The following is a 12,207-nucleotide window of genomic DNA, read 5'->3' as shown; positions in this document are numbered from 1 at the left end:
GAATGCGGCTCTTCAAAGTCTTGCTTGGCATAATAGCCCTTTGCCTGTCAGTGGGTACGGCCCATTCCCAAGCCTATGGCGTACTTCGGTTGGCAACCCAGCAATTGCCCCCCTACCAGATCCTGGAGGGGGAGACGCTGGGTGGCATTGCCATTAACCGGATCATGTGTGTTCTGGATAAAATTGGAATGCCCTATGAAATTGTGGTCACAGGTTGGTCTCAAGCACAGCTGGGGACTGAGATGAATGACTACGACGGCTTTTTCGTCGGTTCATCAAACTCGGCAAGAGCCCGTTATTCGGTGCCATCCGCCCCTGTCGTTTCCGATACGCTTGTGTGGTACATGCGCCGTGGTACAGATGTTGACCCCAATAATGAAACGGATGCGCTGCGCGCCCGTTATTCCGCTAAGTTTGCCACCACCAAGTGGCTGAGCTTGAAGCGCAATGGCTACAACGTTGTCAAAAAGCCCCGGGATGCAGGTGCCTTGCTCAACATGTTGCTGGCCGGCGATATCGACGTTGCTTTGGAATATGAACTTATTTTTGAACACTTCATGGAAAAACGCGGGATTTCCTCGGAGGGGTTCACCAAAATAAGCAATGAAACCAAAGACCTTAGTGTCCACTTCTCCAAAAAATTCCTGAAGGTAAATCCATTGTTTCTGGATCGGTTTAACTCTGAGCTCCCAAGCTGCAAAGGGGAGACGTTATGACTTTAAGCATCCAACTCCTGCAAATACCGGAGGGCTGTACCGCCCTGCAGCGGGAATACTATCTGGATCAGGGAAGCCTGAAAATCGGTAGGGATTATGAGGCGGACATTTGCCTGCAAGATCAGGTGGGCACCTTGTCTCGCACCCATCTGGTCATTGCGCGTGAAGAGGATGGTCAGCATAGGGTTGTTGATACATCAATAAACGGAACGTACCTCAACAACACACGCTTGCAGCGTAATGAGCCTTGGGTGCTGGCCGATGGGGATGTGCTGAGCTTTTGTGATTACAAGCTTCTCATTGGCATTGTGGTGCGCCGCGAGGTGAGGGAACCGGAGGCATCGCCCAAACAGCCTCGCTTGTCTTTGCAAACGGATATGAATTCCACGGTTCCTTTTTTCCCCGAAGCCGAAGTTGAGCCTGTTCCCCAGAGCCGGAAAGAAGGCTTTCAACAAGAAGACGTTCAATTCGAACAAGACTTGATGTTTGACCCGTTTGCAGAAGGGCCGGGCCTGAAAGTAGAGCCTGAAGACTTTCAAAACACCGCTTTTGAAGAAGCCGAAAACCTTTCCATTCGCGAGCAGGAACTGGACGCGCTGACCAGCCCCTTGGTGAATGGCCAGCACATGCGTGCATACAGAGAGAATATTTCGGAGGCTATGGAGCGGGCGCTGGAGCGCTTTTTATCCGAGATAGACCCGGAAACACTGCAAAGTGATCTGGAGGCCTATGCGCCTTGGTTCGCCAACAAGCAAAAACGGTATTGGCAGGTTTATCGCAACCAGTTTTCAAGAAAGCGCGCCAACCGCGAGTTCCATCGCACTTTTCTTGCTCTATTTGCCGAGGAGATGCGCCGCGGATGAGACATTTCCTTATTTTGGCGGTTTGCCTGCTTGTTGCAGCTTGCGCGGGTTCCAAAGTCAGTGTGCCCGAGCAGAAGGTAGTGGGGCTGTCGGGCGGGGCAAACATTAACCGGTACAATGACAGCTCCAACCCTGTGGTGCTGCGGTTCTATCAATTGTCGAGCCGCTCTCAGTTCGAATCTGCGAGTTTCTGGGAAATCTACAATGACAGTAGTGAAGAACTGGCCGGTGTGATTATTGATCGGGAAAGCATTGCAGCGCTTTACCCGAAAGAAGCGCGCCTTGTGAATATTGAGCTTCAGCCGGACACCCGATATCTGGGCGTTTTTGCTGAATATGCGGACTATGAAACTCAAAGGTTCCGCGCTTCGCTCCCAATTTCTCCAGAAACATTTGAGAAGGGGGTAACCGTTTCGGTTGGTGCGTCCGGTGTAGAGATCCACAACCGCAAAAGCCCCCTCATTCGCAAAAAATCCTTCTTCTCTTGGGGAGACGATAGCTAATGGTTGCCCGCATTGTGTGGACAGAGGGCATGTTTATTGCCCCTCAGCACTTCCAGCATTCCGATAAATCGATCCGAGCATATGTAGATGCCGTTTCCCAGTTGGACCTGCGTGGTTCAGATTATGGCGTTAGCTCATTGGAGTTGAATGACAATGCCTTACAGATTGGAAAAATATCCATTCGCAAGGCGGCGGGTGTTTTCCCTGATCGCTTGTATTTTGAGCTGATACAAGAGCTGACGCTTGACGTTCCAGAGGGGACCGTTGACGAGATCGTATATCTTGCAGTTCCTCTTGCAGTTTACGGGGCTTGCGAATTTGGGCCATCCAGCGGGCAGCACCGTTACGCAACAAGCCCTCAAGAACTTCGTGACCTGCGCGATACTGACAATGAAGCCGTTGAGACGGAAGTTGCCGCAGTTGGTGTTACCCTCAAGCTTGGGACCTCAGACCTTTCCGGCTTTGCCACCATACCGGTTGCTCGCATATTGGAGAAATCGGCTCAAGGCCGTGTCATTCTGGACCGGAGCTATATCCCTCGAGCCCTTTCCATAGAGGCTTCCTCGGTTCTTATGGAACGGTTGGACGAAATCCTTTCACTGGCAGGTGTTCGGGCAACCAATGCTGCCAGCCGTATTGAATCGCAGCTGAGAACCCATAGTGAAAGCAGTTTGTTTTCAGAGCGAATGGAACTTCAAATTCTCAATAGCTCTTTGCTTGCTTTACAAAATCTACTGGCCAACACAAAGCTGTCTGCAAGGGAGTTTTACAATGAGGCGGGTGGACTTCTTGTAAAGCTGGAGGCTATGCAGGCCAGAACGACTGACCCTTCGCTGGTTTATGATCCTACCAATATGGGGGGGAGCTTTGAAGGTGTGTTTGGCAAACTGCGCGCGGCTTTGACCCTTGAACATACATCTAAAGTTGAGACTTTGGGCTGGAATCGGGAGCTTTTTGAAAAGAGGCGGCTTCTTCGGGTTGTTGTTCCCACCCGTTTACTGGGTGGAAACTACAGACCGGTTCTTGCTCTTTCTGGGCCGGATGGTGCTGCACACCTGAGTGAAATTGGCTCGCTTGCGTGTAAGTTGGCGGGCCTGTCGTCCATGCCGGAACTGGTCAGCCATGGTTTGCCGGGTGTTGAGCTGGCACCTCTTGCAACGCCGCCAGCGGAACTGCGCAACCGCTCTGATGCGGCTTTTTTCTCTATCGGTACAAGCAGTGCCCTTTGGCAACGGTATCTGGAAAAGCATGAAGCTCTGGCTTTGCATGTTGATGACCGGATCCAGTCGCTCGATGCAACTTTATACCTGTTGGACTAGGGAGTGATGATGCAAGTTTCCACTCCAACACTCACAGTGACGCCTGAAGGTGTTGTGCCGCCAGACCAGAGGGATAAGGCGGGCACCGCACTGGTGCGCCTGTCCTCCAGCGATATTCAGAAATTTGTTCGCTTGCTCGCCCATTATTCTGGCTCGAAAAATGCTTTGATCAATATATCAGCGGACTTGCTGGGAGTGTGCGGGACTATTCGCCGTCTGTCGCCGGAAGAAGAGCTGAGTACGACACGGCTTGAGCTTACAAGGACAATTATTGATCTGAAATACAAAGTGGTTCAACTGGATTATCCGCCATCTGTGGCGGAAAACCTTTGCTTGCTCTTTGCGATTGTGTTGGATGAATTCATTCTTTTGAGGGAGTGGGGACAAGATAGCGGCTGGGAAAACCGTACTCTGGTGGCGGACCTTTTCGGTTTTCGTGATGGGGGAAACCGCTTCTATGAGATTACCGAGCGAGCCTTGATGCAGCCAAAAGTACTGCGTGATTTTCTTGAGATCATCTATGTGTTTTTAAAACTCGGCTATCGCGGCAAATACAGTCACGGTGATGAATATGAAAGTGAACGCCTGATTGAAAGGTTGGAAACCAGCCTCAATCTTGTGCCCTTGCAAATTCCCAAAAAAATGCCGGGGCGGGCACTTCAGGAAACAACCGCGCCTAGCCCCGGTATCTCGGTCAGGCTCAAGCTTCTCAGCGCAGGAGCGGCCATTGTGGTGATGTGCCTGATAAGTTGGAGTTCGCAACTGTTAGAAGCGCAGTCGGTGCACGAAAGGTTTGCAGATGCCCGCGCTGCCGCTGCATCTGAAGGGGCGAAAGAATATATTTATTCCAGCCAAAGCGGAACAATGAAAGTGGAGAGACAATAATGAGATCTCTACGCATAGCTTTAGGCGTATTTACAGCACTTGCTGTCCTCCAGCTTCTTGTTTTACTGGTGCTGCTGTTTACCGGTTTCTTGTCTGGATTTGCCTCTGGAATTTGGGCGCTCTTGCTAGCTGTGGTGTCTCTTTGTGTTGGAGGTGCAGCTTTTTATTTCCGCTCAAAGATCTGGGTTGAAGATAGAAATGCGCAAGTCTTAAGGCGCCTTCGCAGCTCCATTCAAAAGCAGTATCGCAAGCTCAAGGAACGCTCGCGTACCATTGACCGCAATGACTTTTCAGTGCCTTGGAATTTGTTTCTGGCAATGGACAAGGGAAAGCGAACAACAACCATGGCTGAACTGGGCTATGTTTGCTTGGGCGCCCCAATTCACTCCAAGGGCTTGAAGGTGTCTACCTGGACCTCGCCCACCGCTGTTGCCTACCGCATCGAAATTGCGCCGGAAGTGGACCTGTCGTTTGACATGATCAACATTTTATTTGGTCAAATCCTGTCGCACCGGCCAAGTCTCGCGGTGAATGGTGCTTATGTGGAATATGACCTTGCTGGGCTCATGTCGCCGGATGTGGCGGAAACAAATAACATCTCTGCTATTAACCGGATCCTGAACGTTGCCTGCAAAACCTTTGGTATCGACATACCGCTACACATCACGTTGAGCGGGCTTGAGCATATTCCTGACTTACACAAAGCGGCAACGCATTCCGGCTTGCTTGGTTCTGATGCGATTTTGGGCGGATTTATTGAAAAAACAAGCGGCCAGCAGGCAGACAATATTGACCGGTTATTCAATGACCTTATCAGCTCACTGAATAACAACCAGCTGGAAGTTCTGGAAAAGCAAGTGGTGTCAGAGGAGAGCGCTTCTGTTGTCAATGCGCCGATGCAGCTAGCGCTTATTAAGGCACAGGCAAAAGAGCGTATTACGCAGCTGACGAACGCACTGCCTCCACGGCGAAAAAAGCTAAACCTTCAAAGTGTTGCCTTTGTCGGAGCCAGTGAGGATATGTTTGGCGTTGATCCTTTGGGGCAAGTGAGCGGCCAGCGTTTTTTCCAGTCTCCACCTGTCTCTCAACTTAATACGGATAGGGCGGACAGTGTTACTGCGAAGAGCGCGAGCTTGCTTGCAGCTGCTTACCACAAGGAGAGCTTTGGCATTGAGCCCAATAAGCGCTTTGTTATCAAAGGCAGGTTCAAATCACTAGCCTTGACGTCATCACTCGTCGTGCTCGTGACAGTTCTGGGTGCTTTGATTTGGAAAAATCACCGGGATTATGTGGCTCTCAATGGGGATGTCGGGCGGGCATTTGACAGCTATTACTCAAAAATTGGAGCCATCGGAAAGGGCGCGGATACGCTTGCAATGCGAGTTGAACTTCTTGCGCCGCTGCATCAAGGCATGCAAGCCTATAAAGTGCTGGATGAAAGCTTGGTCCGGAAGGTGCTGCCCAATGGCTCTCTACACTCAACCTATAAAAAACTATACGATCAAGAGATTGTCGAGGGGCTGCAGTACGCCCTTTTTGACCACCTTGAAAAGGATATGTTCGCCTACAATGCACTGGTAGACGGGGTTGAGCTGGTTTACTTGGCCTCGCTCGATGCCCAGTTCCGGCAGGATCAGGCAGGAAACGCCAGTAATCTAACTTATTACTATGTGTCATCGCTGGCGGAACAGGGCGAAGTCTCCCAAGGTTTTCAGAGGGTTTTTGCTGCAGTTCTCAATGACTTGTTTACGTTAAATCAACCTCTTGTTCTAAGAAACGAAGAGCTTCGTCAAGTGGTTGTGAAGACTTTGTCGGGTCTTGAAACGGCTGATCTTTTGTATGAAGCCCTTATGAGGCGCAGTGCATTTGTGGAGCGCGTGGATTTGCGCCAGCAGATTGGGCCACGCTTCACCGCTGTTTTTGAGGAAATTGCAACACCTCAGGCATATCTGGTGCCGCGCGCCTACACCAAATCCGGGTTCCAAGCTCTCTTTGAGGATGAGGGGATGCCGGAGCTGGATGCTCTGATTTCCAGCTATGAAAGTGTTATCGGCTCGTTGGATGAAGCGCAGATCAGTATCATTCAGCGGAGTATCGCAGATCGTTACAAGGCGGATTATATCGCTGTCTGGACGCGGTTTATCGACTCTTTGCAATTACGAGAGGCCCAGAACTGGGCTGACGCACAGATCCTGATCAAGGCCTTTTCAAGCGCCAATGAAAGCCCGATGAAAGGGTTGGTTGCAGCAATTTTGACCAATACCGTGCTTGAAGTGACACCTTTGGAGACGGAAGTAAATACTGGGACGGGTGTGAGGGACCGCACACTTGCATTCAGCCTTGAACATGATGTCGCGCAGAGCATTCGCGGGGCCTTCCGTCCTTATGTTGAAGCTGCGCAAGCGGCGGAGGGTGGCAAGAGTGAATTTGACCTGTTTGTCCAGTATTCCCGCGCGGTGATGCTGTGGCTGGATAATATTGCAGGCTCTTCGGATGGAGCGGGAAGAGCCCTGTTTGACCAGTTTCAGACAGTTGGCCAAGAAACGCCGCTCTCGGAACTCTATGTGCTTTCCTCTCGCTCTGAGTTGGACATTCTTCGCAATTTCGGCAGGGCGCTCTCTGTAAGCCTTGATAGGTCCGCTATGGAGTTCGTTTACTCCTATATTGATCGTCAGTGGCAACTCCAGATTCTAGATCCCTATGAGTATCTGTTTTTGGAAAAGTATCCATTTGCAATTGAAAGTACCCAGAACTTTCCGCTTGCAGTTTTTACTGAACTGTTTGGAGACGAAGGGAAAATTCAAAAGTTTGCCGATGGATACCTTGCAAGATTCAATAATGTTGAAGGCCCGCAACAGACCTTTATTCCCTCTGGAACTGCCCAGTTATCTGAGCAGGCTCAAAACACTTTGAAAAGAGCATCACAAATCCATGAAAGCATGTTTGCCGAAGGAAAACCGTTCCTTGCGTTCAATGTTCGCACCAGCTTCATGGACAGTCGGCTTAGCCGAGTGAACCTCTCGTCAGGGGTGACACTACTACAATATACCCACGGGCCAATTATTTGGCGTGAGCAGAACTGGCCTTTGACCGGGATAAAAAATGGCGATTTAACTCTGCGGATTTTCCAAAGATATAGCCCGGTTATCACGCGCAGTTTTAAGGGACCATGGTCATGGTTCCGCCTTGTCGGCAGAGGTAACGTATCCATAAACCCATCTCTCGGCGTTACCGACTCTGCTTTCTCGAAGGAAGGAAAGACAACAACTCTGCAATTTAGCACGGACAAGAAATACAACCCGTTTTCTCCGGGTTTCTTTTCCGATTTGGAACTTCCCTACAGCTTGTTTGAGCGCAGTGGGGAAGAGCCGAAAGTTATGTGAAGTGGTGCTTTCCAAATTTAATAAATATCAAGAACAAAGGAGACCTTTATGGGAGAAAAACTGGACACGCTGAAGGACGAGACGGAAGCTGCTATCTGGCTATTTGCCGAAGAGTTTGCTCAAAGTACTTACGGTGACTACACAGTGAGTGCTATTAAAGGCTTCCACTACTTTCGGGATAGATTAGGGTTGGAGAAATTTGACTCAAAGCTACCACCAAATCTGCTGTTTGCGGTAAATGGCCATGGAGGAGATTCTCCCAAGACAGCCCAATACAAAGTATCCAGATCCCGTTTGGGTATTTTTTCTAGTGGTGTTTCAACCATTAGTCACGTATCGTCGCAAGTTACTCAGGTTGATCTTGCAGGGGTAATTACTTCAATCAATGCAACTGGCTCCACTGCAGCCCACATGAAAATGCTACGGGACATAGCCAGAAAATACCCCAAAAGTAAAACAATTCAAGATTGGATTCAGGTTTGTATGGTTGCAAAGGCTGCCAAGGCAGCTGGCCGCACAACTGATTTGATCGGGGCCGCTGTTCCCATTGGTCTGGTTGGGACTGTTACCGGTGGGATTTCTCTGGCAATGGGAATGGGCCTTAGATTGGGGTACGGAACCGTTATTTCACGCACAGCCATGGAACTGCATTGGCGGGCCTACTTGGAAATGCGCTTGGGTTCGTTGCTGCATAGAAACGGAAAAGCCTTAAACAAGCCAAACGGCCCAGCAAGTGCGGTGATCTTCGAGCTGCTGAAACGCCGCGGGGCAACGCGCTTCTTGGGGCAGTATGATACAGCGGCCATTATTTCCGAGCCAGCTGGCTGGGAGACCGTTAAGGACAAATTGCTCCTGATGTAAGTTTTTGACACATCGCCCCTTTCGTGAGTTTCTCGCATAAAGGGGCGATGGGGCACTGAAACGCCCAACACTAACCTATACCAAATTCTAGGGGAAAGCAGGATGGCAGGACTTCCAGCCTCGCGGGTAACGGACATGCATTTATCACCGATGGCAACCGCGGGTGTTCCCCATGTGGGAGGCCCAATTCTGCCCCCCGGGACTACCAGTTGCCTCATCGGCGGGCTTCCGGTTGCCACAGCCACAGCTACAGCCACATGCGTTGGTCCGATAGATACAATCGTTGCCGGAAGTGTGACGTGTTTGGTTGAAAAACTTCCCGTTGCGCGAATGGGAGACACCTGCGCGCAAGGCGGCACAATTATCACCGGTAATGCGACCTGCTTGATCGCGTAGGTGGGCCGCTCTTAAGCTACTTTAGAGCGCGTTCCGTTTGATTGAGTTCAATCAAACGACAAGAATTCGCTCAAAATAAACAAGTTAGAGTGCACAGCGTGAATGCGAATGAACGCGATGTGCTCTAAGTGTTTTGGAAGACTTTATCGAGGGCGTAAAAGTCCAGCTCGGGGCGCACCAGTCCGCGCCCCCAAATTTGGTCGGGGTGGGTAAAACCGGGTTGAACGGCTCGAAAGGCCGTATTATCCAGCCGGTTGCCAATTTCCAAGGCGTGCTCCCAATCAATTAAAACCGGCCCCTCTTCGTTAATGACAATATTTTCCGGCGATATGTCCCCATGAATCCAGCCAAGCGTGTGAACCTGTGAAAGGCTTGTTTCAAGCTGGTTTCGAATCCGTTGACGCCCTTCCAACCCATAGTCAGAGAGTTTAAAGAGTGGACCTGAGATGTAGCTACGAATGAGGGTGAGGTGGTCTTCATTCCTAACCACCTCAAGAAGGCGGGGAGCGAATATGCCACCTATCGCCTTTAGGGTCCGGGCTTCATTGCGAAGACGCTGATCTGTGACCTCACTTGTCGACACCCGTTTCCAAGCCTGAGTGCCGTTCCAGACCACCTTATATCCAGAGTGACTTCTGGTTGTCTCCATTTCACGCCAATCCCCGCTGCTTTGGTTCAGGTCGGGTATATACAATATCTACTCCCCAAGCGGGAGAGGCACTATGACAGAGTATATTCCCGATCTTGGGTGCGGGATTTTTCGTAGGTGACTGCATGACGGAGCCTTTTAAGGTTCGTCATGCAGCTGTTGAAGTCATCACACACTTGTTAGAAGTTCATTCTCTTGAGTTTTAGAAAGCCCGTTAAAGTCCCATTCATCTGTCGATAGACGTGCGCTATTCAGTTCCTCAGTGGTTGGAGGCAAGGCCCACATGACATAGGTGTCGCGATATCGGTTGTTGATGTTGTCGATGCTATGCAAGCCTTGATAGTTTTTATCAAACTCTGAAGCCTGATGTCCGGCTGCTGAAAGGGCAACGTGCGCGCATTGACCCCAGACAATGATATGCCCCGCTGGGATAGCGCCGTTTGGTATCCCATTGCGATCCTTATACAAAAGGCCAGCTCTATTGGCATAGACATAAGTTGCCAGCGCATTGTGGCGGGTTGTGGCATTGACCTGACCGGCTAGCCGGATCGCTTCATCTGCAAAAATACCTGCCCTGTTACCTGCAATAAAAACGGCCATCCAGCAATTACATAGAGAACTTTGATAGTCTGGGACCAGTCCGGTGCTTTTAGTTCCGTTTTGTTTTAGCGATCTAAAAGGTCTTATTCGGGCACCATATCGAAAATTATTTCGGACCCAGACCATGTGGCGATGCCAGCTTGCAATTTGTGTTTGGTTTAGATTCAAAGGCATGCAGAACGTCCCTTCATTGAAGTTACATCAAGTCAAGTAGCAGCTCGAAAGCAATCAAAACTATGTGTCTATTGCGCAACCTGAATTTGTAAATGAGATTCGCAATTATCACTAGTGTTAAACCATAGTGAGAAAAAGATATACTTTGCTAGATAAAATCAAGTTCCTAAAATTCATTACTTACATAGAGACTCTACTTAACCTAAGCGACTGTTATGAAAGTATTAGTGGCGTCTTTTCAAGGATCTCACCCAAGGGAGCATGAGCTCTCACGCCCCATTTCCTCCTTTGTATTGACCAATCCCGTTCTAGTGGCCAACATTATCACTTATGCGGGAGGGATTCATTTTGGCACAGCTTGAAGTGGGGGAGAATGGTTGGGAGAGCGAGCAGGGTTTGGAGGAAACACCAGTCCGGATGATTTTAACGCAGATCTCATGTGCTGATCAGGGCAGAAATATTACTCATACATTTGAAAAGAGGACTTAAATGTCGGGCAAGTTGACATTTGAAGCGTTGAAACAAGCCGTGGCATCTGGCGAGATTGATACGGTGATTGCGGCGCAAGTGGATATGCAGGGCCGCCTGATGGGCAAGCGGTTTCAGGCCGAGTACTTTGTTGAGAGTGCATGGGAAGAGACCCACAGCTGCAACTATCTGCAGGCCACTGATATGGAAATGGCAACCGTTGAGGGGTACAAGGCGACCAGCTGGCAGACGGGCTATGGCGATTATATTATGAAGCCGGACCTTGGGACATTGCGCCGTATTCCATGGCTGGAAGGCACGGCGCTGGTTTTGTGTGATGTTCTGGACCACCACACCCATAAAGAAGTCCCCCATTCGCCTCGCTCTATTTTGAAAAAACAGGTTGCACGGCTTGAGGCCATGGGCATGCAGCCCTTTATGGCCAGTGAGTTGGAGTTCTTTTTATTCAAAGAAAGTTATGAGCAGGCCCACGATAAAGGCCTGAACAGCTTGACCCCCATTTCCACCTATAACGAGGATTACCACATCTTTCAGACCACTAAGGAAGAGGATGTGATGCGGGCGTTGCGCAATGGATTGCAGGGGGCGGACATACCTGTAGAGAACTCTAAAGGTGAGGCGGACGCAGGGCAGGAAGAGATTAATGTGCGCTATGCCGAAGCGCTGACCATGGCGGACCGCCATGTAATTATTAAAAACGCCACCAAGGAAATTGCATGGCAGAACGGCAAGAGTGCCAGCTTCATGGCCAAGTGGGACGACAAGGCGGCGGGCAGCTCCTCTCACATTCATCAATCCTTGTGGAGCGGTAAAGGTGAGTCCCTGTTCTATGATGCGGGTGACAAACACGGTATGTCAGGCTTGATGAAATCCTACCTCGCGGGGCTTTTGAAACATGCCAGCGAGATCACCTATTTTCTTGCACCCAACATCAACTCTTACAAACGCTTTGCCGCTGGAACTTTTGCGCCCACCAAGGCGATCTGGTCTTTGGATAACCGTACCGCCGGATATCGTGTGTGTGCACAAGGAACAAAAGCGGTGCGGGTGGAATGCCGTGTGGGCGGGGCAGACCTGAACCCGTATCTGGCCATGGCCGCTCTTTTAGCCGCTGGAATTGAGGGCATGGAAAAAGAGCTGGAGCTTGAACCGCAATTCGTTGGGGATGCCTATGGGGGCGAAGGTGTACGCGAAATTCCCAAGACTTTGAGAGCGGCAACACAAGCGCTTGATGGATCAAAAATGCTGCGCAGTGCATTGGGGGATGATGTGGTGGACCACTACGTGCATGCCGGGCGTGTTGAGCAGAACGAATACGACAAAGTGGTGACAAATTGGGAAGTAAAGCGCGGTTTTGAGCGCTCTTGAG

The 12,207-nt window shown here is 50.2% G+C and carries 11 protein-coding genes; 9 read left to right on the top strand and 2 right to left on the bottom strand.

What is annotated here, in order from left to right; translation table 11 throughout:
* Positions 1-2 precede the first annotated feature (2 nt).
* The 8 genes from P6574_RS15610 (at position 3) to P6574_RS15575 (ending at position 8,926) form a co-directional block, all read left to right on the top strand.
* The gene (locus P6574_RS15610) at positions 3-716 is read left to right on the top strand and encodes a hypothetical protein (RefSeq protein ID WP_310621191.1); all 714 of its coding nucleotides are present in this window, start codon (positions 3-5) and stop codon (positions 714-716) included.
* On the top strand, positions 713-1,579 hold the full coding sequence (locus tag P6574_RS15605) for an FHA domain-containing protein (protein ID WP_310621190.1): 867 nt from the start codon (positions 713-715) through the stop codon (positions 1,577-1,579). Before P6574_RS15610 ends, P6574_RS15605 begins: the two co-directional genes overlap by 4 nt.
* Positions 1,576-2,082, top strand: coding sequence for a type VI secretion system lipoprotein TssJ (gene tssJ, locus P6574_RS15600; RefSeq protein ID WP_310621189.1), 507 nt, complete (start codon positions 1,576-1,578; stop codon positions 2,080-2,082). Before P6574_RS15605 ends, tssJ begins: the two co-directional genes overlap by 4 nt.
* Positions 2,082-3,401, top strand: coding sequence for a type VI secretion system baseplate subunit TssK (gene tssK / locus P6574_RS15595; RefSeq protein ID WP_310621188.1), 1,320 nt, complete (start codon positions 2,082-2,084; stop codon positions 3,399-3,401). The genes tssJ and tssK overlap by 1 nt, the downstream gene beginning before the upstream one ends.
* Positions 3,402-3,410: 9 nt before the next feature.
* Positions 3,411-4,286: a type IVB secretion system protein IcmH/DotU gene (gene icmH, locus P6574_RS15590; RefSeq protein ID WP_310621187.1), complete on the top strand. Its 876-nt coding sequence runs from the start codon at positions 3,411-3,413 to the stop codon at positions 4,284-4,286.
* A complete protein-coding gene (locus P6574_RS15585) occupies positions 4,286-7,669 on the top strand; it encodes an ImcF-related family protein (protein ID WP_310621186.1) in 3,384 nt (1,127 codons plus the stop codon). The genes icmH and P6574_RS15585 overlap by 1 nt, the downstream gene beginning before the upstream one ends.
* A gap of 48 nt (positions 7,670-7,717) precedes the next feature.
* A complete protein-coding gene (locus tag P6574_RS15580) occupies positions 7,718-8,530 on the top strand; it encodes a hypothetical protein (protein WP_310621185.1) in 813 nt (270 codons plus the stop codon).
* A gap of 102 nt (positions 8,531-8,632) precedes the next feature.
* Positions 8,633-8,926 (top strand): PAAR domain-containing protein, encoded by a 294-nt coding sequence (locus tag P6574_RS15575; RefSeq protein WP_310621184.1) that lies wholly within the window; start codon positions 8,633-8,635, stop codon positions 8,924-8,926.
* Positions 8,927-9,050: 124 nt separating this feature from the next.
* Here P6574_RS15575 and P6574_RS15570 read toward each other — a convergent pair whose 3' ends face one another.
* Positions 9,051-9,620 carry a serine/threonine-protein kinase gene (locus tag P6574_RS15570; RefSeq protein ID WP_310621183.1) on the bottom strand — a complete coding sequence of 190 codons (570 nt, stop codon included), beginning with the start codon at positions 9,618-9,620 and terminating at the stop codon, positions 9,051-9,053.
* Positions 9,621-9,743: 123 nt separating this feature from the next.
* Entirely contained in the window at positions 9,744-10,175 is a 432-nt protein-coding gene (locus P6574_RS15565; protein WP_310621182.1) for a hypothetical protein, read from the bottom strand.
* Between the two features lie 663 nt (positions 10,176-10,838).
* Here P6574_RS15565 and P6574_RS15560 point away from each other — a divergent pair.
* The gene (locus P6574_RS15560; RefSeq protein ID WP_310621181.1) at positions 10,839-12,206 is read left to right on the top strand and encodes a glutamine synthetase family protein; all 1,368 of its coding nucleotides are present in this window, start codon (positions 10,839-10,841) and stop codon (positions 12,204-12,206) included.
* The last annotated feature ends 1 nt before the right edge of the window (position 12,207 follow it).

It is taken from the genome of Pseudovibrio sp. M1P-2-3 (assembly GCF_031501865.1).
Taxonomy (GTDB): domain Bacteria; phylum Pseudomonadota; class Alphaproteobacteria; order Rhizobiales; family Stappiaceae; genus Pseudovibrio; species Pseudovibrio corallicola.
This window is presented reverse-complemented; position numbering and strand designations above follow the sequence as displayed.